The organism is Pseudomonas putida (assembly GCF_028682175.1).
Lineage (GTDB): Bacteria > Pseudomonadota > Gammaproteobacteria > Pseudomonadales > Pseudomonadaceae > Aquipseudomonas > Aquipseudomonas putida_AD.
The window spans coordinates 1-21,917 of the sequence record NZ_JANHKS010000031.1 but is presented as its reverse complement, the minus strand read 5'-3'; the positions used below and the strand labels follow the sequence as shown (position 1 = coordinate 21,917).

At 63.2% G+C, this 21,917-nt stretch carries 23 protein-coding genes; 10 read left to right on the top strand and 13 right to left on the bottom strand.

The window, feature by feature from the left end:
* Positions 1-109: 109 nt before the first annotated feature.
* The 5 genes from rluB to NPS29_RS19740 form a co-directional block, all read right to left on the bottom strand.
* Entirely contained in the window at positions 110-1,315 is a 1,206-nt protein-coding gene (gene rluB / locus NPS29_RS19760) for a 23S rRNA pseudouridine(2605) synthase RluB (protein ID WP_274134493.1), read from the bottom strand.
* Between the two features lie 254 nt (positions 1,316-1,569).
* Positions 1,570-2,328: an SMC-Scp complex subunit ScpB gene (gene scpB / locus NPS29_RS19755; protein WP_274134491.1), complete on the bottom strand. Its 759-nt coding sequence runs from the start codon at positions 2,326-2,328 to the stop codon at positions 1,570-1,572.
* A 16-nt stretch (positions 2,329-2,344) separates the two neighbouring features.
* Positions 2,345-3,043 (bottom strand): segregation and condensation protein A, encoded by a 699-nt coding sequence (locus tag NPS29_RS19750; protein WP_274134551.1) that lies wholly within the window; start codon positions 3,041-3,043, stop codon positions 2,345-2,347.
* Between the two features lie 128 nt (positions 3,044-3,171).
* Positions 3,172-3,804 carry an L-threonylcarbamoyladenylate synthase gene (locus NPS29_RS19745; RefSeq protein WP_274134490.1) on the bottom strand — a complete coding sequence of 211 codons (633 nt, stop codon included), beginning with the start codon at positions 3,802-3,804 and terminating at the stop codon, positions 3,172-3,174.
* Between the two features lie 13 nt (positions 3,805-3,817).
* Complete coding sequence (locus tag NPS29_RS19740; RefSeq protein ID WP_274134488.1) at positions 3,818-4,678, bottom strand: PHP domain-containing protein; 861 nt, start codon at positions 4,676-4,678, stop codon at positions 3,818-3,820.
* A gap of 65 nt (positions 4,679-4,743) precedes the next feature.
* Between NPS29_RS19740 and NPS29_RS19735 the strand changes: the two genes are divergently transcribed.
* The 6 genes from NPS29_RS19735 to NPS29_RS19710 all read left to right on the top strand — a co-directional run bounded on the left by NPS29_RS19735 (position 4,744) and on the right by NPS29_RS19710 (position 9,075).
* The gene (locus NPS29_RS19735) at positions 4,744-5,352 is read left to right on the top strand and encodes a septation protein A (protein WP_274134487.1); all 609 of its coding nucleotides are present in this window, start codon (positions 4,744-4,746) and stop codon (positions 5,350-5,352) included.
* A gap of 1 nt (position 5,353) precedes the next feature.
* Entirely contained in the window at positions 5,354-5,653 is a 300-nt protein-coding gene (locus tag NPS29_RS19730; RefSeq protein WP_274134486.1) for a YciI family protein, read from the top strand.
* Positions 5,654-5,861: 208 nt separating this feature from the next.
* The gene (locus tag NPS29_RS19725) at positions 5,862-6,281 is read left to right on the top strand and encodes a translation initiation factor 2 (protein ID WP_274134485.1); all 420 of its coding nucleotides are present in this window, start codon (positions 5,862-5,864) and stop codon (positions 6,279-6,281) included.
* Positions 6,282-6,288: 7 nt separating this feature from the next.
* Positions 6,289-6,966: a response regulator transcription factor gene (locus NPS29_RS19720; RefSeq protein WP_274134484.1), complete on the top strand. Its 678-nt coding sequence runs from the start codon at positions 6,289-6,291 to the stop codon at positions 6,964-6,966.
* A 240-nt stretch (positions 6,967-7,206) separates the two neighbouring features.
* Entirely contained in the window at positions 7,207-7,641 is a 435-nt protein-coding gene (locus NPS29_RS19715; RefSeq protein ID WP_274134483.1) for a Spy/CpxP family protein refolding chaperone, read from the top strand.
* 105 nt (positions 7,642-7,746) lie between these two features.
* Entirely contained in the window at positions 7,747-9,075 is a 1,329-nt protein-coding gene (locus NPS29_RS19710; protein ID WP_274134481.1) for a sensor histidine kinase, read from the top strand.
* 109 nt (positions 9,076-9,184) lie between these two features.
* On the opposite strand, the gene NPS29_RS19705 is transcribed toward NPS29_RS19710, so the two are convergent.
* Positions 9,185-9,745 carry an NAD(P)H nitroreductase gene (locus NPS29_RS19705; protein WP_274134479.1) on the bottom strand — a complete coding sequence of 187 codons (561 nt, stop codon included), beginning with the start codon at positions 9,743-9,745 and terminating at the stop codon, positions 9,185-9,187.
* Positions 9,746-9,917: 172 nt separating this feature from the next.
* Between NPS29_RS19705 and NPS29_RS19700 the strand changes: the two genes are divergently transcribed.
* On the top strand, positions 9,918-11,372 hold the full coding sequence (locus NPS29_RS19700) for a TrkH family potassium uptake protein (RefSeq protein ID WP_274134478.1): 1,455 nt from the start codon (positions 9,918-9,920) through the stop codon (positions 11,370-11,372).
* A gap of 117 nt (positions 11,373-11,489) precedes the next feature.
* Here the strand turns inward: NPS29_RS19700 and NPS29_RS19695 are convergent, their stop codons facing one another.
* Positions 11,490-12,497, bottom strand: a complete 1,008-nt coding sequence (locus NPS29_RS19695) for an AraC family transcriptional regulator (RefSeq protein WP_274134476.1) — start codon at positions 12,495-12,497, stop codon at positions 11,490-11,492.
* Positions 12,498-12,631: 134 nt separating this feature from the next.
* Here NPS29_RS19695 and NPS29_RS19690 point away from each other — a divergent pair, with 134 nt between their 5' ends.
* Positions 12,632-12,943: a DUF962 domain-containing protein gene (locus NPS29_RS19690; RefSeq protein ID WP_274134474.1), complete on the top strand. Its 312-nt coding sequence runs from the start codon at positions 12,632-12,634 to the stop codon at positions 12,941-12,943.
* A gap of 87 nt (positions 12,944-13,030) precedes the next feature.
* Here NPS29_RS19690 and NPS29_RS19685 read toward each other — a convergent pair whose 3' ends face one another.
* From NPS29_RS19685 to recQ, 6 genes are all read right to left on the bottom strand, one after another.
* Positions 13,031-13,852: a UDP-2,3-diacylglucosamine diphosphatase gene (locus tag NPS29_RS19685; protein WP_274134472.1), complete on the bottom strand. Its 822-nt coding sequence runs from the start codon at positions 13,850-13,852 to the stop codon at positions 13,031-13,033.
* Between the two features lie 212 nt (positions 13,853-14,064).
* A complete protein-coding gene (locus NPS29_RS19680) occupies positions 14,065-14,964 on the bottom strand; it encodes a bestrophin family protein (protein ID WP_274134470.1) in 900 nt (299 codons plus the stop codon).
* Between the two features lie 15 nt (positions 14,965-14,979).
* Positions 14,980-15,276: a SelT/SelW/SelH family protein gene (locus NPS29_RS19675; protein ID WP_274134469.1), complete on the bottom strand. Its 297-nt coding sequence runs from the start codon at positions 15,274-15,276 to the stop codon at positions 14,980-14,982.
* A 3-nt stretch (positions 15,277-15,279) separates the two neighbouring features.
* The gene (locus NPS29_RS19670) at positions 15,280-17,469 is read right to left on the bottom strand and encodes a FimV/HubP family polar landmark protein (protein WP_274134550.1); all 2,190 of its coding nucleotides are present in this window, start codon (positions 17,467-17,469) and stop codon (positions 15,280-15,282) included.
* Between the two features lie 228 nt (positions 17,470-17,697).
* Positions 17,698-18,132 carry a MarR family transcriptional regulator gene (locus tag NPS29_RS19665; protein WP_274134468.1) on the bottom strand — a complete coding sequence of 145 codons (435 nt, stop codon included), beginning with the start codon at positions 18,130-18,132 and terminating at the stop codon, positions 17,698-17,700.
* A gap of 303 nt (positions 18,133-18,435) precedes the next feature.
* On the bottom strand, positions 18,436-20,562 hold the full coding sequence (gene recQ, locus NPS29_RS19660) for a DNA helicase RecQ (protein ID WP_274134467.1): 2,127 nt from the start codon (positions 20,560-20,562) through the stop codon (positions 18,436-18,438).
* A gap of 211 nt (positions 20,563-20,773) precedes the next feature.
* On the opposite strand from recQ, the gene NPS29_RS19655 reads away from it, so the two are divergent.
* Positions 20,774-21,361: a YecA family protein gene (locus tag NPS29_RS19655; RefSeq protein WP_274134466.1), complete on the top strand. Its 588-nt coding sequence runs from the start codon at positions 20,774-20,776 to the stop codon at positions 21,359-21,361.
* Between the two features lie 10 nt (positions 21,362-21,371).
* Complete coding sequence (locus tag NPS29_RS19650) at positions 21,372-21,785, top strand: YbaN family protein (protein ID WP_274134465.1); 414 nt, start codon at positions 21,372-21,374, stop codon at positions 21,783-21,785.
* Positions 21,786-21,917 lie beyond the last annotated feature (132 nt).

Below are 21,917 nucleotides of genomic sequence, written 5' to 3'. Positions count from 1 at the left end.
CATTGTACACCTCAAACGCCGTCGTGGCAGGCGCGGGGTCGATGGGTAAACAGCGCAGAAAAAAAAACGCCAGTCACGGGGACTGGCGTTTGTTCACATCAAGCCAGGATCACTCAGGCTTGCGACGACCGAAGCCCGGGCGCTGGCCCGAACCTGCCGGGGCGCCGCGACGCTTGCCCGACGGGGTCTTGTCGTCGTCCACCAGCTTGATGCCAGGACGGGTGGTCTTGGGCTTGGCCGGGCGCTTGTTCATCTCGCTCGGACGCTCGGCCACTGGCGTGCCACGGCTGCTGTCGCTACGACCGCCGGCCGCTGGACGCGGTGTGCGGGCCGGACGGCTGCCGTCGGCGGGCTTGCGTGCTGGACGCTCGCCATCGGCCAGGCGCGGCTCGCGGGCCGGACGCTCGGCAGGTACGGCATCCTTGGCCGGACGCAGTTGACGCACGCGCTCGCCCTTGCCCAGCGGACGGGAAGACTGGCGCTGCAGGCGTGCCAGCTTGTCCTTGGTCTTGGCGTTCATCTGCGGCATGGCGACCGGCGTCAGGCCGACTTCGGCGCTGAGGATGTCGACTTCCTGCTGGCTCATTTCGCGCCAGCGACCCATCGGCAGGTCGGAGTTGAGGAACACCGGACCGAAACGCACGCGCTTCAGACGGCTGACCACCAGCCCCTGGGATTCCCACAGGCGACGGACTTCGCGGTTGCGACCTTCCATCACCACGCAGTGGTACCAATGGTTGAAGCCTTCGCCGCCCGGTGCTTGCTGGATGTCGGTGAAACGCGCCGGACCGTCTTCCAGGATCACGCCGTTCTTCAGACGCAGCAGCATGTCGTCGTCGACTTCGCCACGCACGCGCACGGCGTATTCGCGGTCCATCTCGAACGATGGGTGCATCAGGCGGTTGGCCAGCTCACCGTCGGTGGTGAACATCAGAAGACCGGTGGTGTTGATGTCCAGGCGGCCGATGTTGATCCAGCGGCCTTCTTTCGGGCGCGGCAGGCGATCGAATACGGTCGGACGGCCTTCCGGGTCGTCACGGGTGCAGATTTCGCCGTCGGGCTTGTTGTACATGATGACGCGGCGGACCGTTTCGGCCGCTTCTTCGCGCTTGATGACGCGACCATCGACGCTGATCGCGTCGTGCAGGTCGACGCGCTGACCCAGGCTTGCCTGTACGCCGTTGACCTTGATCCGGCCTTCGCCGATCCAGGCCTCGACGTCACGGCGCGAGCCGACGCCAATACGCGCCAGCACCTTTTGCAGTTTCTCGCCTGCTGGGCCGATCTCTTTGTCCTGCTTGTCTTGTTCACTCATCTGGGCACCTCCCGGTGTGTCGAATCTGAAGTGTCTGGCGAACGGGATCGCCAAAAGGCCGCGCATCATACGCGGATGGCGCCGGTTGCGCATCAGAGACTAGATGAAAACCGTCGGATCGTGGGGATTTCTTCCGATGGGTGGACGCCTTCTACCCGTAGCAGCACGGCTTGCCGGCGGGAGCGGTGTGTCAGGCGGCACATTCGTCATAGACACGCCGCTCCCGCCGGCAAGCCGTGCTGCTACGAAAAAAGCTACTGTGCGTCCTGATCATCCTCATCCACCAGCAAATCATCAAAATCGGTCTTGAGGCCCTGCTCCATCGTGTCCAGTTCGGCCAGCAGGCTGCGGAAGCTGGTTTCGTCCCGGGGCGCTTCGGGCTCCTGGGGTTCGCCGTCCTCAGCCAGCGCCGCATCGGCCAGGGCCTGCAGATGCGCGGGAACGGGGGCGTCGTCGAAATCGAGCACCGGCTCGGCTTCCATCTCCCGAAGGTCAGCCAGGGGTGGCAGTTCGTCCAGGCTTTTCAGGTTGAAGTGATCGAGAAACGCCTTGGTGGTGGCGAACATCGCAGGTTTGCCGGGCACGTCCCGATAGCCCACGATGCGAATCCACTCGCGCTCCATCAGCGTCTTGACGATATTGCTGTTCACCGCAACGCCGCGCACGTCCTCGATCTCGCCCCGGGTGATCGGCTGGCGGTAGGCGATCAGCGCCATGGTTTCGAGCAAGGCGCGGGAATAACGCTGGGGGCGCTCCTCCCACAGGCGGCCGACCCAGGGCGCGAATTTTTCGCGGATCTGCAGGCGGTACCCCGACGCCACCTCTTTCAACTCGAACGCGCGGTTGTCACAGGACTTGCCCAGCAGCGTCAGGGCTTTCTTGAAGACCGCAGGCGCCGGGCGCTCGGCCTCCTCGAACAGCTCGTAAAGGCGCTCCAGCGATTGCGGTTTACCGGAGGCCAGCAGGAAGGCTTCGAGCAGCGAGGCAAGGTCACGGGGTTCGTTGAGGTTCATCGATCAGTCTTGCTCTTTATTCGGCTCGGGCGCGCACATGAATGACAGCGAAGGGTTCGTTCTGCACCAGTTCCACCAGTTGCTCCTTGACCAGCTCCAGCACGGCCATGAAGGTCACCACCACACCCAGGCGCCCCTCCTCTGCCGTGAACAGCTCGGCGAAGGGGACGAAGCCTGCGCCTTTCAAGCGCTCCAGCACATCGCTCATGCGCTCGCGGGTGGACAGGGTTTCGCGGCTGATCTGGTGGCTTTCGAACATGTCGCCACGGCGCAGCACCTCGGCCATGGACACCAGCAGCTCTTCCAGGGCAACGTCCGGCAACAACTTGCGCGCCCGTGCCTCCGGGGCGTCGAGCCTGGGCACCACGACGTCACGGCCCACGCGACTCAGGGTGTCGATGCCCTCGGCGGCGGCCTTGAAGCGCTCGTACTCCTGCAGGCGGCGAATCAGCTCGGCCCGTGGGTCATCCTCTTCGGCTTCGGCGGCTTCCGAACGCGGCAGCAGCATGCGCGACTTGATCTCGGCAAGCATTGCGGCCATGACCAGGTACTCGGCGGCCAACTCCAGGCGCACGGTCTTCATCAGCTCGACGTAGCCCATGTACTGGCGAGTGATCTCCGCCACCGGGATGTCGAGGATGTTGATGTTCTGTTTGCGAATCAGATACAGCAGCAGATCGAGCGGGCCTTCGAAGGCTTCGAGAAAGACCTCCAGCGCGTCCGGAGGAATGTACAGGTCCAGCGGCATCTGCGTGACGGCCTGGCCGTAGACCATGGCAAACGGCAATTCCTGCTGGGCATCGGCCTGGGGATCCAGCGCCGGCTCTTGCAACTGCGCCTCGGTCACTCGACTTCGACCCCGAACGGCGTCGGGTCGCCGCAACCGACGCGTACCACCTGGGGCTCGCCTTCGGACAGGTTGATGACCGTGGAGGCGGAAACCCCGCCGTGACCTGCGTCGATGATCAGGTCAACCTGATGTTCGAGCACTTCGCGCATTTCAAACGGGTCGCTCATCGGCAGGGTTTCGCCGGGCATGATCAGGCTCACGCTCATCAGCGGCTCGCCCAGTTCCTGCAACAGCGCCTGGGCCACCGGGTGACGCGGGACCCGCAGGCCGATGGTGCGGCGCTTGGGGTGCAGCACCAGGCGCGGCACTTCCCGCGTGGCGTTGAGAATGAAGGTGTAGGGCCCCGGCGTGTGGGCCTTGAGCTCGCGAAAGGCGGCGGTATCGACCTTGGCGAACAGGCCCAGTTGCGACAGGTCGCAGCACATCAGGGTGAAATTGTGCTTGTCGTCGAGCTGGCGCAGACGACGGATGCGCTCTACGGCGCTTTTGTCGCCCATCTGGCAACCCAGCGCGTAGGACGAATCAGTGGGGTACACCACAAGGCCCCCGCGCTTGATGATGTCCACGGCCTGTTTGATCAGACGCGCCTGCGGGTTCTCCGGGTGGACCTGGAAAAATTGACTCACGGTATCTTCCTGTTCAGACGGCAGTAGGCTGGTCATGTTTGAACCGACGCCACAAGGGCGGCAGATCCTCCGGTAAGGGACGGTAGACGCCGATCTCGGACCAGGCGCCTGGGGCATGAAAATCGCTGCCGGCAGTCACCAGCAGACCGAACTCTCGGGCCAGAATGGCGAGGCTGCCCACCTGGTCGGCAGGTTGCAGGCCGTTGACCACCTCGATCGCCTGGCCTCCGGCGGCAAGGAACTCGGACACCAGCCTGCGGCGTTTGCTGCGAGTGAAATCATAATGCCAGGGGTGTGCCAGGCTGACCCAGGCCCCGGCGCTGCGCAGCGTGGCGACGGTGTCTTCGAGGGTCGGCCAGTGTTGCTTGACGTCGCCCAGCTTGCCCGCGCCCAGCCATTTGCGAAAGGCTTCGGCACGATCCTTGACGAAACCTTCATTGACCAGAAAGTCGGCGAAGTGCGGCCGCGCCGGCGCATTGCCGCTGTCGCCGAGGGTCATCTGTACCGCTCGGGCACCTTCCAGCGCCCCGGGCATACCTTTCATCGCCAATTTGCGACTGATTTCTTCGGCGCGCAACCAGCGCCCGGTGTGCAATTGCTCAATGGCATCGAGCAACGGCCTTGCATCGACATCAAAACCGTAGCCCAGAATATGGATGGTGGCACCACCCCAGGTGCAGGACAGCTCGATGCCGTTGATCAGCTGCATGTCCAGCGCAAGCGCCGCCGTGCGGGCTTCTTCGAGGCCTTCGATGGTGTCGTGATCGGTCAGCGCCAGCACCCGGACGCCGTTTTCATGGGCGCGCGCGACGAGTGCCGCGGGCGCCAGGGCGCCATCGGAAGCAGTACTGTGACAATGCAGATCGACATTCATGGGGGCGCTTTCGCAGTCATTGATGTTTGTTATTATGCCGTCACATCCAGCTTCTGGCTCTTACTGTGAAACAATTCATCGACTTCATCCCGCTTATCCTGTTTTTCATCGTCTATAAAATCAGCCCCCAAGCCGTCGACATCATGGGCCACAGCTTCATGGTAGGCGGGATTTTCAGCGCCACCGCGATGCTGATCGCCAGTTCCATCGTGGTGTACGGCATTCTTTACGTGCGTCAGGGCAAACTGGAAAAAAGCCAGTGGCTCACCCTCGCCGCCTGCCTGGTCTTCGGTAGCCTGACCCTGGCCTTCCACAGTGAAACATTCCTCAAATGGAAAGCCCCGGTGGTCAACTGGGTGTTCGCCCTGATCTTCGCCGGCAGCCACTTCATCGGCGACCGCCTGCTGATCCAGCGCATCATGGGCCACGCGCTGACGTTGCCCCAGGCCATCTGGGTCAAACTGAACATCGCCTGGATCGTGTTCTTCCTGTTCTGCGGCGCCGCCAACCTCTATGTGGCTTTCACCTACCAGGACTTCTGGGTTGACTTCAAAGTCTTCGGCAGCCTGGGCATGACCCTGATTTTCCTGATTGGCCAGGGTATTTTCCTCGCCCGTCACATGCACGATGCCGACGCATCGACGCAGCCTTCCACCAAAAAGACCGAGGACTGAAATGCTCTACGCAATCGTGGCAACAGACGTCGCCAACTCGCTGGAAAAGCGCCTGGCCGCCCGCCCTGCGCACCTTGAGCGCCTGACCGCGCTGAAAAACGAAGGCCGCATCGTGCTGGCCGGCCCGATGCCTGCCGTCGACAGCAATGACCCGGGTGCTGCCGGCTTCACCGGCAGCCTGATCGTGGCCGAGTTCGAATCCCTGAGCGCGGCCCAGGCCTGGGCCGACGCCGATCCGTACATCGCCGCGGGTGTGTACGATCACGTGGTGGTCAAGCCGTTCAAGCAAGTGCTGCCGTAAGCCCCCCTGTGGGAGCGGGCTTGCCCGCGAAGAGGGATGATCCGGCAATGCGATGTTGTCTGGACCGCCGCCTTCGCGGGCAAGCCCGCTCCCACAGTTCGTTATTGATTCAGGATCATCGATCCCCCCGGCATTGCCTCCCCCACCGCTCATCATTCGCACCCACCTGCCGATATCCTGCCAAGACCAACAATAGTCAGGAGTCCAGATGCGTCCACGTCCGTGGTGTCTGCTGGCGGCCGCGCTCGCCGTCTCAGCGATGAGTCTCAACGTTCAAGCCGAAGAAACCGCTGACACCGTCAGCCATGCGTTGCCGCTGCCCAGCACGGCCACCCAGTTGACCGAGTTGCGCCAGCGCCTGGCCGAAAGCGAGAAACAACGCGAAGAATTGACCCGCAAGCTGCAGAATGCCGACGCCGAGCGCGAAAGTATTCAGCTTGGGCGCCTGCGCCAGGAGAACCAAAGGCTTAAACTGCAGCTCAAAGAAGTACAATCGGCGATGCCTGCGCGCATGCTGACCGAGCAACAACAATGGTTCGTCACAGGGGGCGGCGTTGCAATGGTGGCCCTGCTGTGCGGTATCTTTGCCAGCGGCTGGCGTAGACAGCGTCGGCAATGGCTAAATTGAGTGAGTCATGAGCGAGCTGTTACTTATTGATGATGACCAGGAGCTGTGCGAGCTCCTGAGCAGTTGGTTGAGCCAGGAAGGCTTTCAGGTGCGGGCCTGCCACGATGGCATGAGTGCTCGCAAGGCGCTGGCCGATGCAGCGCCTGCAGCCGTGGTGCTGGACGTGATGCTGCCCGACGGCAGCGGTCTGGAGCTGCTCAAGCAATTGCGCACCGACCACCCTGACCTGCCCGTGCTGATGCTCTCGGCCCGCGGCGAACCCCTCGACCGTATCCTGGGCCTTGAGCTCGGCGCCGACGATTACCTGGCCAAGCCCTGCGATCCCCGGGAGCTGACCGCCCGCCTGCGTGCGGTGCTGCGCCGCAGCCACCCGACCGCCGTGTCCAGCCAGATCGAGCTGGGCGACCTGTGCTTCAGCCCGGCCCGTGGCGTGGTGACCATCGACGAGCAGGAATTCACCCTGACCGTCTCCGAAGCGCGCCTGCTCGAAGCCCTGCTCGGCCAGCCCGGCGAGCCGCTGGACAAACAGGAACTGGCGCAACTGGCGCTGGGGCGCAAGCTGACCCTGTACGACCGCAGCCTGGACATGCATGTGAGCAACCTGCGCAAGAAGATCGGCCCCCACGCCGACGGCCGCCCGCGGATCGTGGCGCTGCGTAGCCGTGGTTACTACTACGCTCCCTAGCACCACCACCGTCCCGTAGCAGCACGGCTTGCCGGCGGGAGCGGAGTGTCAGACAAAACATCCGTCATAGACACACCGCCCCGCCGGCAAGCCGTGCTGCTACGAGGTCGTCAGCGTCTGTAAGGCTCATGACAAACCCTCTTTACCCAAGCTTTACCCACGCCTGACCTCGCTTGACCTTGATCTCCATAAACTGGCCACAACCGGCACAGAGCCGGATTCGAGACAAGGAGATTCACCATGCGTAAGACTCTGATGGCTTTGATGTTCGCTGCTGCTCTGCCTACCGTTGCGATGGCCATGCCACCGGAAGGCGGTCACATGGGCGGTCCTGGCTTCGACGGCCCTGGCATGCATCATCACAAGGGCCCGTTCGACAAACTGAACCTGACCCCTGAGCAGCACCAGAAAATCGGCAAACTGATGGGCGATCAATGGCGCGGCCGTTCCGAGATCACCCAGAAATACCTGGCCAAGCTCTCCCCAGCCGACCAGAAGGCCATGAAGGATGAAATGGAGGCCAGCCGGGCTAAAACCCAGACTGACATCCGCGCCATGCTGACCCCGGATCAGCAGAAGACCTTCGACCAGATGCAGAAGGATCGCGAGCAACGCCGTGCCGACCGCGCCGAATTCGAGGCCTGGAAAGCACAGAAAGCGACCAAGACCCAGTAACCCGCAACTGACGCGGCGTTACACTCCCCAACCCGACACGACCCCAAGCGTGTCGGGTTTTTCCAATTCAAGGGCCGCCGTCCGGGGCCCACACGAGGGCCTCACGTGCGTTCATTGTTCTGGCGAATCCTGGCGAGCTTCTGGCTCGCAATCGCGTTGGTGGCAGGTCTGTCGATCCTGCTTGGGCACATGCTCAATCAGGACGCCTGGATCCTCAGCCGCCACCCCGGCCTGCACAAGCTGCCGGAGAAATGGACGCAACTGTACGAAGAAAAAGGCCAGGACGCGGCCCAGGATTTCCTCCAGGACCTCAAGCGCAAGTATCACTTCGACGTTCAGGTGCTCAACGACAGCGGCGAAGCGGTGGTGCCCGGCACCTTCCCGATGCGTGCCGCAGCCTTCGAGGCGCGCCAGCAGAAAGACGACCAGCGCCCCCTGCCCTGGCGCCGGCTGACAGCGGAATACACCAGCGAAAAAAGCGGCGAGACCTACCTGCTGATCTACCGCATCCCGCACCCGGAACTGGACGCCTGGCACCGTCAGAGCCTGATGTGGCCGCTCAGCGCGCTGGGCATCGCGCTGGTGGTGCTGACCCTGTTCAGCCTCCTGGTGACCTTCTCGATCACCCGCCCCCTTAGCCGCCTGCGCGGCGCGGTGCATGACCTGGGACAGACCACCTATCAACAGAACAGCCTGGCGCAACTGGCCAACCGGCGGGATGAATTCGGCGTGCTGGCCCACGATTTCAACCGAATGGGCGCGCGCCTGCAAAGCTTGATCACCAGCCAGCGCCAGTTGCTGCGTGACGTGTCCCACGAGTTGCGCTCGCCACTGGCGCGGCTGCGCATCGCCCTGGCACTGGCCGAGCGTGCAGAACCAGCCGAGCGGGAAAAGCTCTGGCCGCGCCTGACCCGCGAGTGCGATCGTCTGGAGGAGTTGATCAGTGAAATCCTGGCACTGGCCCGGCTGGACGCCGACATGGGCAGCGCCGCGCCGGTGGACCTGCCGGGCCTGCTCGAACACCTGAAGGCCGAAACCGAGCTGAGCAGCACCGAGCAGACGGTGGCGGTGCACACCGAGCCCGGCGTCAGTCTGATGGGCTGGCCGAATGTACTGGAGCGCGCCCTGGACAACCTGCTGCGCAACGCCCTGCGCTTCAACCCGGCGGGCCAGCCCATCGAATTGACCGCCAGCATGATCGACGACGCGTTGCACATCAGCGTGCGCGATCACGGTCCGGGTGTCAGCGCAGAAAACCTGGCGCAACTGGGCGAACCCTTCTACCGCGCCCCCAACCAGACCGCGCCGGGTTACGGCCTGGGCCTGGCGATTGCCAAGCGCGCGGCGGAGAAACACGGCGGCAACCTGGTGTTCGAGAATCACCCGCAGGGCGGGTTTGTGGCGAGTATCGTCGTCCCGAAAGACGCATCCTGAACGACCGCCCGTAGCAGCACGGCTTGCCGGCGGGAGCGGTGTGTCAGACGGCACATTTGTCACAGAGACACCGTCCCCGCCGGCAAGCCGTGCTGCTACGAGTGATTCTTTAGCCCTGCCACTCGTTCACGAAATCAGTCACGTCAACCTTTGGTGCCTCGCGCGGCGGATTCAGCGGGGTGCCCAGGTACAGGAAGGCAACCACTTCCTCATCGGCCGACAACCCCAGCCCCTTGGCCACCTGCGGTGAGTACGCCAGGTCGCCGGTGCGCCACACCGCGCCCACGCCCATCGAGTACGCCGCCAGCAACACCCCATGAGCCGCGCAGCCTGCGGTGATGACCTGCTCTTTCTTCGGCACCTTGTAGTGATCCTGCAAACGGGCGATCACTACCACAACAAGCGGTGCGCGCAGCGGGCCCGAGCGGGCTTTCTCCAGCGCCTTCTCGTCCGCCTCGCCGCCCTTGTCGATCAGCGCCTGGGCCAGCAACTCGCCCATGCGGTTGCGCGCCTCGCCTTCCACGGTCAGGAAGCGGTAGGGCTTGAGCCCGCCATGGTCCGGCGCACGCAGGGCAGCGCTGAACAGCGCTTCACGCTGAGCGGCGTCCGGGGCCGGTTCGATCAGCCGGGGAACTGACACGCGATTGAGCAAAAGGTCGAGCGCTTGCATAAGTCGTCTCCTGAAAATGATGGGGCATTGTAGTGCCGCAAATGCATTCTTGAACTTCAATAACGAATGACAGTGGCATTTACTTACACGACTCTGGGAAATGCCTTCGGTTTACTTGCCCGGACCTGCGGGTAGAATGAGCGCCTTTCCACTACCAGATCAGAGCGACTGCATGGCGTTGCCGACCCTTCGCATCATCGGTTTCATTATCGGCATCTTCCTCATCACCCTGGCCATCGCCATGGTCATCCCGATGGCGACCCTGGTGATCTTCGACCGCACCGGCGACATGCCCTCGTTCCTCTGGTCCAGCCTGGTCACCTTCATCGCCGGTCTTGCGCTGGTCGGTCAGGGCCGCCCGGAGCACGTTCACCTGCGCCCACGGGACATGTACCTGCTGACCGTCAGCAGCTGGGTGGTGGTCTGCGTCTTCGCGGCGCTGCCCTTCCTGTTCACCCAACACATCAGCTACACCGACTCGTTCTTCGAAAGCATGTCCGGCATCACCGCCACCGGATCCACGGTGCTCAGCGGGCTGGACAACATGTCGCCGGGGATCCTGATCTGGCGTTCGTTGCTGCACTGGCTCGGCGGCATCGGCTTCATCGGCATGGCGGTGGCGATTCTGCCGTTGCTGCGCATCGGCGGCATGCGGCTGTTCCAGACCGAATCTTCGGACCGCTCCGAGAAGGTCATGCCGCGCTCGCACATGGTGGCCAAGTACATCGTGCTGGTGTACGTCGGCATCACCATCCTGGGCAGTCTGGCGTTCTGGTGGGCGGGCATGAGCCTGTTCGATGCGATCAACCACGCAATGTCGGCGATCTCCACGGGCGGTTTCTCGACCTCCGACCAGTCCCTGGCCAAGTGGCCGCAACCCTCGGTGCACTGGGTGGCCGTGGTGGTGATGATCCTCGGCAGCCTGCCTTTCACCCTGTACGTCGCGACATTGCGCGGCCATCGCAAGGCGCTGATCAAGGACGAGCAGGTTCAGGGATTCATCGGGCTGTTGCTGGTCACCTGGCTGGTGATGACCCTGTGGTACTGGGCAACCACCGACCTGCCCTGGTACGACGCGCTGCGGCATGTGGCGCTGAACGTGACCTCGGTGGTCACCACCACCGGCTTTGCCTTGGGTGACTACAGCCTGTGGGGCAACTTCGCGCTGATGTTCTTTTTCTACCTGGGCTTCATCGGCGGCTGTTCGGGCTCCACGGCCGGGGGCGTGAAGGTGTTCCGTTTCCAGGTCGCCTACATCCTGCTCAAGGCCAACCTGCACCAGCTGATTCACCCCCGCGCGGTGATCCGGCAGATGTACAACGGCCATCGGCTGGACGACGAGATCGTGCGGTCGATCCTGACCTTCTCGTTCTTCTTCACCATCACCATCTGCCTGATCGCGCTGTCGTTGTCGTTGCTGGGGCTGGACTGGATGACCGCCCTGACCGGCGCCGCCAGCACCGTTTCAGGTGTGGGCCCAGGCCTTGGCGAAACCATCGGCCCGGCCGGCAATTTCTCGACCCTGCCGGATGCAGCGAAGTGGATTCTGTCGCTGGGGATGCTGCTGGGGCGGCTTGAGATCATCACCATCCTGGTGCTGTGCATCCCGGCGTTCTGGCGCCACTAACGCCGACATAGCCCCTGTAGGAGTGAGCTTGCTCGCGATTGCATTTGCACAACCACTGTTGCTGTGACTGATGCACCGCAATCGCGAGCAAGCTCACTCCTACAGGATTGATGATGATCACTCGATCGACTTCCTGACCCGATACTCCCCCGGCGTTTCATCGAACCAGCGCCGGAACGCGCGGAAGAAATTACTCGGGTCCGCGAACCCCAGGAGGTAGGCAATCTCCAGAAGCGTCATCTGCGGCTGCGCCAGGTATTGCTCGGCCAGCTCCCGCCGGGTGTCGTCGAGCAGAGTCTGGAAGCTGGTGCCCTCCTCCTGCAGGCGCCGCTGCAAGGTGCGCTGTGACAGATGCAGGCTCTGGGCGACGGCTTCGCGCTTGGGCTCGCCCTGAGGTAGCAAGCGCGTCAGCACCTGTCGCGCCTGGTGCGTCACCCGGCTGCTGGCGAAACGCGCCAGATAATCCCCGGCAAAACGGTCATGCAGCTTGGCCATGGCCTCATCGGCGGTGGGCAGCGGCGCTTCCATTTCGCTGCGTGCGAACACCAGCGCGTTGTAGGGCGCGCTGAACGTCAGGGGGGCGTGAAAGAACTTCTTGTAGGGTTCGATATTCTTGGGCTGCTCACCCTGGATCAACACCTGGCGCGGATGCAACGGCCGGCCGGTCAGCCAGCCACAGAACGCCAGCGCGAAGGCAAGCGACGCTTCGGCGCTTTGCCGGGTGGGAGGCAGCAGGTCGCCGTGCACGGTAAGAATCAGGGCATAGCCTTCAGGCAGCAGGCGAAAACTCAGGTCGGCGCTGTCAGCGATGATCCGCTGGTAACGCACCAGGCGCTCGAAGCCTTCCTTGAGGGTGCGGCTGGACATCAGCGCATAACCCGCGACGCTGAACGACGCAGGCCGCACGACCCGGGCCATGTTCAGGCCAATCGCCGGGTTGCCGGACAATTCCACCGCGCGCTGCCAGAGGCGGGTCATCGAATCCTGGGCGAAACGTGCATCGGGGTTCTCGAGGTCGGCGTACACCAGCCCCAGTTCCTTGAACAACGCTCGGCAATCCAGACCGTCCATTTCCAGGGACTTGACGATCCCCATGGCCCAACTTGAAGAAGTCGTTTTTTCCATGCTTACGTCTTCTGACTGAAGTCGGTCGCCCCCTGCGACTGATAGCCGAAGGATACTACGTTGGCACCCATTGTCACTGATTGGCAGGTGGGGTTGGTTAAACTGTTGACTGACTCACATCCAGGAATCGAGCTGTGGATAACGTCAAGACCTTCGACCGTTTCGCCGACTTCTATCCGTACTATCTGCACGAACATTCAGACAGCACGTGCCGGCGCCTGCATTTCATCGGCACTACGCTGGTGATCCTGATTCTGGCGAGCGCTCTGTTGAGCGGCAAATGGCTGCTGCTGTGGGTGTTGCCGCTGGCGGGCTACAGCTTTGCCTGGGTCGGGCATTTCTTCTTCGAGAAGAACCGCCCGGCGACGTTCAAGCATCCCTTCTACAGCCTGCTGGGGGATTTCGTCATGTACCGGGACATGCTCAGGGGCAAGGTGCCGTTTTAACGCGCTTTTCGTAGCAGCACGGCTTGCCGGCGGGGGCGTAATTGAAATCGCTCCCGCCGGCAAGCGGAACGCCGCCCGACCGGGCTACTACGAGACGGTCTCGCCAACCGGTTGATTCGCCTCAACGGATTTGGCCTTGACGTGCGCATCGGCCAGACGGAACAGCTCGATGGTGCCGTCCCAATGCTCGATGAGGGCGGTGCAGGACTCGACCCAGTCACCGCAGTTCAGGTACTCGACGCCACCCACCTGACGGATTTCGGCGTGGTGGATGTGCCCGCAGACCACCCCGTCCAGCCCCCGCTTCACGCATTCGTGAGCGATGGCTTCCTCGAAGTCGCTGATGAAGTTCACCGCCGTCTTGACCTTGTGCTTCAGGTACGCCGACAACGACCAGTAACCCTTGCCGTACTTGGCGCGCCAATGGTTGAGCCAGCGGTTGAGGGTCAGGGTGAATTCGTAGGCCGAGTCCCCCAGGAATGCCAGCCAGCGGTGATAGCGGGTGATGACATCGAACTGGTCGCCGTGGATCACCAGCAGACGGCGGCCGTCGGCGGTGACGTGCTCGGCTTCGTCCACCAGCTGGATATTGCCCAGGATCAGCTTGGAGTAGCGACGCAGGAATTCGTCGTGGTTGCCGGTGACGTAGATCACTTCAGTGCCGCGCTTGCTCATGGTCAGCAGCCGGCGGATGACGTTGGTGTGCGCCTGTGGCCAGTACATGCCGCCGCGCAGCTTCCAGCCGTCGATGATATCGCCGACCAGATAGATCCTGTCGGCATGATATTGCTTGAGAAATGCGGACAGATGCTCGGCTTGGCAATCCCGGGTGCCCAGATGCACATCGGAGATCCACAAGGTCCGGACACGTTGTTTACGACTGGGTTTCGCGTTCTCGGCAATGCTCATGGATAGCCTCCGCTCGGGTTTCCACAAGGGTGGACCGGGTCGGTGAACCGAACATGACGAGGATGTTGAAATTTAATGACATGATTGAACGCCACCACACCCGACCGTAGCAGCACGGCTTGCCGGCGGGAGCGTTGTGTCAGACGGCGCATTCGTCATAGACACACCGCCCCCGCCGGCAAGCCGTGCTGCTACGGAGGTATTACCGCGTCTCAGGTCAACACAAACTCCACCGGCTCAAGCACAGGCGGCAATGGCTGTACGCCCAGGGCATCGAGGATATCGCGCTCGATCACCCGCACCAGCGCGTCCAGCGGCAAGTCGTTTTCGTCGTAGCCGAACGGGTCTTCCAGTTCGTTGCCGATGGCATCCAGGCCAAAGAAGGTGTAGCTGACGATGGCCATGAACAGCGGGGTCATCCAGCCCAGCGGTTCGGCCATGGCGAAGGGCAGCAGAATGCAGAACAGGTAGATGGTGCGGTGCAGCAGCAAGGTGTAGGGAAACGGCAGCGGCGTGTTCTTGATTCGGTCGCAGGTGGTCAGCGCCCGGCTCATCACGCTCAGGTGATTGGCCAGCAGCGTGTAGCGCCATTCGCTGATCTGCCCCGCCTCGCTCGCCTCGGAACACTTCCGCCCGACGTCGCGCAGCACGACGTCACAGCAATTGGCCCGGTTCAGGGCTGGCAACTGACTGACCCAGGGGGCCATGGCCTTTCGCGCATCCTGGCAGCGCAATGCGGCGTTCAGGCCGTGGGCAAAGCCGCACAGGTCACGCAGGATGGTTGCGCGAGCGCCGTCATCCTTGATTGCCTGGGTCTCGCGAATGATCGAGCGGGTCTCGGTGATGATGTCGCCCCAAGCCTTGCGCGCCTCGTACCAGCGGTCATAGCAGGCGTTGTTGCGAAAGCTCATGAAGATCGACAGCGACAGGCCCAGCAAGGTGAACGGCGTGGCGCTGACCTTGGCGAAGTAGTCCGGGTGCAGGCTTTCGATCAACACGATACCCGCCGCCAGCAAGGTCACCAGCAGGCTGCGACCGGCGATGCGACGGGCAATCGAGCCCTTGAGGGTCGAGAGCACGTTGAGCAGGTTGGGATGGGGGCGAACGATCATGGCGCGGTGCTCGGTTCAGCTGTCAGGGCTGCTCGTGCGGTCATTGTGGCCTAGATCGCGGTCCGGATCGATCCGGTCCCGCACCCGCTGCTTGAGCACCTTGGCCTCGGGGAAGCCGCCATCGGCCTTGCGCTCCCAGATCTGCACCTCATCGCAGGTGATCCGGAACACGCCACCGGTGCCCGGCACCAGCGAGACCTTGCCCAGATCGTCGCCAAAGGTACTGAGCAATTCCTGCGCAAGCCAAGCCGCACGCAACAGCCATTGGCATTGCGTGCAGTAGGTGATGGTGATTTCCGCCTTGGTGGTCATGGCTCAGCCCAGCCCTGCCAGCAGGTCGCGAGCGGTCTGTTGCGGGCCGTCGTCGGATTCGTCGATCACTTCCTGCAACAGGCGGCGGGCTTCTTCGATGTTACCGTCGTCGATCAGCACCTGGGCTTCGTTGATCTTGCTCAGGGGCTCCTCGTCCAGGTCCATGAGGTCGAACTCGGTGTCGTCGGTCATGAAGCTGTCGAGAAACGCGTCGTCGAGCTGGTCGCTCTGGCTCTGGACCAGGGAATCGACGTGGCTTTCAGGCTCATCGGGAAGGTCGAAGGTCATCTCGATTTCTTCCGGCGCGGCCTCTTCTTCAGCGAAGTCACTGAGGAATTGCTCTTCCGGCATCTCGAAGACTTCCGGCAATTCGGTCAGGTTCGAGGCGAACGCCGGATCCACCGCAGGCGGTGCTTCTGGCGCGGCCTTGCGTGGGGCCGGGGCGCTTTCGAACGGGTCGACCAGGTCCCAATCGGCGTCCATCGACAAGTCGTCCAGGTTGAGCTGGAAGTCGTCGGCCGGTGCCGGGTTGAGTGATGCCGCAGCGTTCTCGTCCAGTTGGCTGGCCGGGGTGCTGCTGGCGGCTGCCGCAGCGGCGACGGTCGCAGCCCCCGCCGCCACTGCGGCGGCAACCGGTGGCTGCACCGGGGCCGGGGCGGCGGGCTCAGGTTCCACCTTGAGTTTTGGGTAGCGGCTGCGGATTTCAGCGAGTTTCTCGGCTTCGATGCCGTGGTCCAGCAGCACTTTCTCCTCGGCGTTGAAGCCTTCGAGATCGCCCTGCTCGCCCAGCAACTCAAGAATACGCAGGCGTACGTCGGTGCGTTGCGGCTGCTTGTCCAGAGCGTCGCGCAGGATCGCCAGCGCCTCGGCAAAACGACCGTAGGCGATGTAGATGCTGGCGCCATCGAGGGCGTCGGTCGCAGCCCCTGCCAGGCGCTGGCCCGACGAGCTGGCAGCAGGCGCTGGGCTGGGGGCGCTCGGCGACACGGACGGCACTTCGTAGACCGGGGTGACGGTTGCCTGGGCAGGCTTGAGGATCGGCTCGGCCGGCTCTGGCTGCAGGGCCAACTGGTTCTTGATGCGGTTGCGTCGAACGGACCAGGCCAGCGCCAGCAGCAACGCCAGGACCAGCAGGGCGGCCAGGATCATGGGCCATGGCAGACCGTCATCCTGCACAGGCTGAACCGGCGCAGGGGCGGGCACTGGCGCAGGGGCGGGGGCCGCAGGCTCGGTCTTCTGCACGGGCGCGGCAGGGGCTGGTGCCGGAGCAGGCCGGGAAGCCAGCGCCTTCATTTCAGCCAGTTGGGTCTGCAACTCGATGATCTGCTTATCCTTGCCCGCCTCGTCTTCAGCGGCTTTCTGCGCCTGATCCTTGAGCTCATCGACGGTCTTGCTGAGCTGCTGGTTCTGCAGCGCAGTGGCCGACAGTTGCTCGGCAGGGCTTGGCGTGCCCGCAGTTGGCGCGGCAGGACTCGAAGGTGCAGACGGTGCAGTCGCAGCGCCAGCAGGCACTGCCGCAGCCTTGGGTTCCAGGGCGCTGTCGGGAAGCAAGAGGCTCTGGCCGACTTTCAACTGGCTGCGCTCGCCATTGGGGAAGGCTTGCGAGTTGAGTGCCTGGATGCCGCTGATCAGCTCTGCGGGGCTGGCCTTGCTGCCGGGCGCCTGCACGTGACGGGCGATTCCGGCCAGGGTGTCGCCGGAGACCACGGTGTAATGCTTGCCCTGTACAGCTTTGGGCGGCGCCACGGGAAGCCGCGAGCCATCGTTCCTGGGCCCGGCGGCTGGGGATTGGGCACGGCTGCGGGTGGCCGCAAGACCGGTTGGCGAGTTGGGCGGGTCGAGCAGCACGGTGTATTCGCGCAGTTGATCGCCGCTGGGGCGGACCAGGCGCACGACAAAATCCATGTACGGCTCGGTCACCGCCTTGCGCGACTCGACATGGACCACGGCACGATTGCCCCGGATCACCGGAGTGAAGCGCAGGTCGTTGAGGAAGAACACGCGCTCCACGCCGGCCTTGGCGAAGGCGTCGGCAGGTGCAAGCGCCACGACGATTTCGTCAGGGCTCAGCCCCGCTGCTTCGATCAGCTCGATATCCGCGTTGAATGGCTGCCCCAGCGCCGAGTGCAGGGTCATCTCCCCCAGCCCCAACGCCGCCGCCATGGAGGTGTGCAGCATGGACGCCGAGGCCACGGCCAATGTCAGCAATCCTGTGCGCAGACCCGACTGAACGCGAAATGGAAGGTAACTCCCGCGCCGACTACCGGCCTGAAAACTCTTCAGCATGCGAACCCTTATGAGGCAGGCTTCCCTGCAAATGCGTTGTACGAACACCCTGTCGGGGTCAAACCAGTATGGCTGCAAATAGAACAGGATGTTTCCACAGGTTCAACGTTTTATTGCAGGCATTGAGCCACAACGTCAGGATTTTTCCAGATTGTCGAGAATAGTCTGGTGCACACGCATGGCCACGCGCAGGTCTTCTTCATCTATACCGACGAACAATTCATGCCGCAGGGCGGTGGCGATGGTCTCGATTTTTTCGATAAGAGGGCGAGCCGTGTCGCTGAGCAGGATTTTTTTCGCGCGACGATCTTCGACAACCGCCTGACGGCGGACCAGGCCCTGGTTCTCCAGGCTGTCGAGCAGCCGGGCCAGGGTCGGGCCTTCCACACCGACGCTTTGCGCCAGCTCACGCTGGGTCGGCGGCGTCTTGAAGCGCGCCAGATGAAGCAGGACCAGCCAACGGGCCTGGGACAACCCAAGATCGGCCAGACGGCGGTCCAGCTCGGCACGCCAGCCCCGGGACATATGGGCCAGCTGCATGCCAAAGCGATGTTCTTCTGTTAACGGCATAGGTAACTCGATGGTTAAAGGCTAATCCTAATTAATAGGCAGCTAACCATGGAGCTTGTGACGAGGCAAGTGTCGGGGTGTGGTGTTTCGTCGCACAGCGCCGGGGTAGACCGGAATGCGGCGGGTTTGGCGTGGTATCGGCAACTGGCGCCGATCCTGTGGGAGCGGGCTCGCCCGCGAAGACGGCGTGTCAGGCAACGCTGTTGCGATTGAACCTACGCATTCGCGGGCAAGCCCGCTCCCACAGGTTCAGAGATATTCGCGTGTTCGGGGAAGCTTGGAGGGCAATGCCGAGGCTATCCCTTACACCTCAAATTCAGACTGCAACGCCGCACGCACGCAATACAGCACGCCTTCCGGCACCCGGCCGGTGAACATCTCGGCGATGGCGGCCACCGGCGGCAGTTCGCCTTCGCCGTCGAGGAAGGCGTCCTGGATTTCGCTGAGCAGCTCTTCGGGCAGATCCAGCGCCTGCTCCAGCGACAACTGCTGCTTGCCGATGGCTTCGGCCAGCATCGTGTAGACGTTCTTCTCGGTGCACTGCAATTGCCCGGCGATCTGCGCAGGGGTCATCCCGGCGCGGGCCAGGCTGATGAGTTCGTGACGCAGGTCGGTGACCACCCGTGGCGCAGGCGCCGCACCGCCGAGCACTTCCAGGAATGCCTCGCCGTAACGCTCCAGCTTGCGCGCGCCGACGCCGCTGACCCGGCCCATCTCGGCCATGGTGCCGGGCTGGCTGCGCAGCATTTCCAGCAGGGTCGAGTCGGGGAAGATGACGTAAGGCGGCACGCCGTGCTCTTCGGCCAGCTTGCGGCGCAAGGCCCGCAGGGCTTCCCACTGCTCGCGCTCTTCGCCGCGCACCAGTTGGCTCGCCGGGCTGCCCGACGCCTTGGGCGTGGTCTGTGGCTTGAGGTCGCGGCGCAGTTGCAGGGTGACTTCGCCACGCAACAAGGGGCGGCAGGTGTCGCTCAATCGAAGGCCGCCGTAGCCTTCGAGATCGGTATCGGCAAGACCACGGGCCACCAACTGGCGGAACAGCGAGCGCCATTCGCCCTCACTGCGCCCCTTGCCTACGCCGAACACCGCCAGCTTCTGATGACCGAAGCTCTGCACCTTGTCGTTTTCCTTGCCCAGCAACACGTCCACCAGGTGGCCGACGCCGTAACGCTGGCCGGTTCGATAAATGGCCGACAACGCCTGGCGCGCGGCCTCGGTGGCATCCCAGGTCTGCACGCCATCGACGCAGTTATCGCAATGCCCACAGGGGTTGGGCATGTCTTCGTCGAAATAGGCCAGCAGCGCCTGACGCCGGCAACGGGTTTCTTCGCACAGCGACAGCATGGCATCGAGCTTGTGCTGCTCGACGCGCTTGTGGCGCTCGTCACCCTCGGAGTTCTGCAGCATCTGCTTGAGCATCACCACGTCCTGCAGGCCGTAGGCCATCCAGGCATCGGCAGGCAGACCGTCGCGCCCTGCCCGGCCGGTTTCCTGGTAATAGGCTTCCAGCGACTTGGGCAGGTCCATGTGCGCAACGAACCGCACGTTGGGTTTGTCGATGCCCATGCCGAAGGCAATGGTGGCGACCATGATCAGGCCTTCCTCGTTGAGGAAGCGGCGCTGATTCTCGGCGCGGGTGTCGATGGGCAATCCGGCGTGATAGGGCAATGCGGGGTAGCCGTTGTCGCTCAGGAATGCCGCGGTTTCCTCGACCTTCTTGCGCGACAGGCAGTAGACGATGCCCGCGTCGCTGCGCCGCTCGGACAGGAACGCCAGCAGCTGTTTGCGCGGCTGCTCCTTGGGCACGATGCGGTAGAAGATGTTGGGGCGGTCGAAGCTCGACAGGAAACGCTCGGCGTTCTGCAAATGCAGGCGCGTGACGATTTCCTCGCGGGTGCGCTTGTCGGCGGTGGCCGTCAGGGCGATGCGCGGCACATCGGGAAACAGTTCGGCCAACTGGCCCAGTTGCAGGTATTCAGGGCGGAAATCGTGGCCCCATTGCGATACGCAGTGGGCTTCGTCGATGGCGAACAGGGCAATCTTGAGGTTTTGCAGAAACGCCAGCATACGCGGCTGGACCAGGCGCTCGGGCGCCAGATACAGCATCTTCACTTCACCCAGGCGAATCCGGTTGGCCAGGTCACGCTGTTGTTCGGCGCTGAGCGTGGAGTTCAGCGCGGCGGCCGAGACACCCAGTTCGTCCAGGGTCGCGACCTGGTCGTCCATCAGCGCAATCAGCGGGGACACGACCACCGCCAGGCCATCGCGCAGCAGCCCCGGCACCTGGAAACACAGGGACTTGCCGCCGCCGGTAGGCATCAGCACCAGGGCATCGCCCCCGCTGGCCACGCGCTCGATAATGGCACCCTGGCGACCACGGAAGCTGTCGTAGCCGAAGATGTCTTTAAGTACGCGTTGAGCCTGGTCGAGCATAGATACCCCGGATGGTGCCACTACAGCGGATGAACAGTCGCTGTGAAAATCGCAAAGCGCGGCAGTATACCGGAGCGCCCGGACAGATAGGACAGTCGTGACACGAGCGGTCGAAATTCATCGCAATCGGGCCTGGATGGCCCTCTTCGCTGGCATCTGGCGCCCTCAGGGCCTAGAATTCAGCATCGTTTATTTCCAAGGTAGTCCTTCAATGTCCTTCGCTGAGCAATTACACCGCCTGCAAGCCTTCCTCGACGCCGACGAGCTGCATGACGAAGCGCTGGACTATGTAGCCGCCCACGGCTACCTGACCGCGCTGTCGATCTGCTCTGAAGTGGTGCCGGACCGCGAGTGGATCGACGCCCTGTTCGCCGAGCCGCCGCACTACAACGACGCGGCCCAGCGCGAGGAAATCGAATCCACCCTGGTGCTGCTCAAGGCGCACATCGCGCGTCAACTGGCCTCGGACGAAGAGTTCGAACTGCCGTGCGACCTGGACCTGGGCGATGACCCGGACGACTCCGAGCTGCGCGGCTGGTGCATCGGCTTCATGGAAGGTGTGTTCCTGCGTGAAGCGGTATGGTTCGAGAATGACGAGGAAGAAGTCAGCGAAATGCTGCTGCCGATCATGGTCGGTTCCGGTCTGTTCGACGAGCAGCCCGAGTTCTCGGACATCGCAGCCGATGCGAATCTGATGGACGACATGATCGTGCAGATCCCGGAAGCGCTGTCCGCGCTGTTCCTGCTGCTGCACGCGCCGGACGAAAAACCGGCAATCCTCAAGCCGCGCCACCACTGAGTGGGCGCCTATGGCGCACGGCGGTTCAGGTAATTCCTCTCCACGTACGAGTCGTTCGCGGCTCGTGCGCTATCTGTTGCAGGGCATCGGCTGGCTGAGTGTGGCGCTGGGGGTGATCGGGATTTTTCTTCCGGTATTGCCGACCACGCCTTTTCTGCTGCTGGCCGCCGCCTGTTTTGCCCGCAGTTCTCCGCGTTTTTATCACTGGCTGGTCGAGCATCCCAGGCTTGGCCCGTGGATTCGCGGGTACCTGGACGGTGAAGGCATTCCCCTCAAGGGCAAGGTATACGCCATCGGGCTGATGTGGATCAGCATCGGGTTTTCCTGCTGGCTGGTGCCGCTGGTGTGGGCCCGCGGGTTCATGCTGATCTGCGCGGTGGGCGTGACGGTTTACATCTTGCGCCAGCCCACGTTGAAGCGCTGATACGGGTAAAAGCAAAATCCCCTGAAACACAACACCGACCGTAGCAGCACGGCTTGCCGGCGGGCTGATCTCCAGGCAGCCGTCGCGGGCAAGCGCGCTCCTACAGGATTGGGGTGAATCCCATTTTCTCAC

Excerpts from the sequence above, each read along its gene's own strand:
- rluB (WP_274134493.1), bottom strand. The coding sequence starts at position 1,315 with ATGAGTGAACAAGACAAGCAGGACAAAGAGATCGGCCCAGCAGGCGAG.
- scpB (WP_274134491.1), bottom strand. The coding sequence starts at position 2,328 with ATGAACCTCAACGAACCCCGTGACCTTGCCTCGCTGCTCGAAGCCTTC.
- NPS29_RS19740 (WP_274134488.1), bottom strand. The coding sequence starts at position 4,678 with ATGAATGTCGATCTGCATTGTCACAGTACTGCTTCCGATGGCGCCCTG.
- NPS29_RS19730 (WP_274134486.1), top strand. The coding sequence starts at position 5,354 with ATGCTCTACGCAATCGTGGCAACAGACGTCGCCAACTCGCTGGAAAAG.
- NPS29_RS19725 (WP_274134485.1), top strand. The coding sequence starts at position 5,862 with ATGCGTCCACGTCCGTGGTGTCTGCTGGCGGCCGCGCTCGCCGTCTCA.
- NPS29_RS19720 (WP_274134484.1), top strand. The coding sequence starts at position 6,289 with ATGAGCGAGCTGTTACTTATTGATGATGACCAGGAGCTGTGCGAGCTC.
- NPS29_RS19715 (WP_274134483.1), top strand. The coding sequence starts at position 7,207 with ATGCGTAAGACTCTGATGGCTTTGATGTTCGCTGCTGCTCTGCCTACC.
- NPS29_RS19705 (WP_274134479.1), bottom strand. The coding sequence starts at position 9,745 with ATGCAAGCGCTCGACCTTTTGCTCAATCGCGTGTCAGTTCCCCGGCTG.
- NPS29_RS19700 (WP_274134478.1), top strand. The coding sequence starts at position 9,918 with ATGGCGTTGCCGACCCTTCGCATCATCGGTTTCATTATCGGCATCTTC.
- NPS29_RS19695 (WP_274134476.1), bottom strand. The coding sequence starts at position 12,497 with ATGGAAAAAACGACTTCTTCAAGTTGGGCCATGGGGATCGTCAAGTCC.
- NPS29_RS19685 (WP_274134472.1), bottom strand. The coding sequence starts at position 13,852 with ATGAGCATTGCCGAGAACGCGAAACCCAGTCGTAAACAACGTGTCCGG.
- NPS29_RS19680 (WP_274134470.1), bottom strand. The coding sequence starts at position 14,964 with ATGATCGTTCGCCCCCATCCCAACCTGCTCAACGTGCTCTCGACCCTC.
- NPS29_RS19675 (WP_274134469.1), bottom strand. The coding sequence starts at position 15,276 with ATGACCACCAAGGCGGAAATCACCATCACCTACTGCACGCAATGCCAA.
- NPS29_RS19665 (WP_274134468.1), bottom strand. The coding sequence starts at position 18,132 with ATGCCGTTAACAGAAGAACATCGCTTTGGCATGCAGCTGGCCCATATG.
- recQ (WP_274134467.1), bottom strand. The coding sequence starts at position 20,562 with ATGCTCGACCAGGCTCAACGCGTACTTAAAGACATCTTCGGCTACGAC.
- NPS29_RS19655 (WP_274134466.1), top strand. The coding sequence starts at position 20,774 with ATGTCCTTCGCTGAGCAATTACACCGCCTGCAAGCCTTCCTCGACGCC.
- NPS29_RS19650 (WP_274134465.1), top strand. The coding sequence starts at position 21,372 with ATGGCGCACGGCGGTTCAGGTAATTCCTCTCCACGTACGAGTCGTTCG.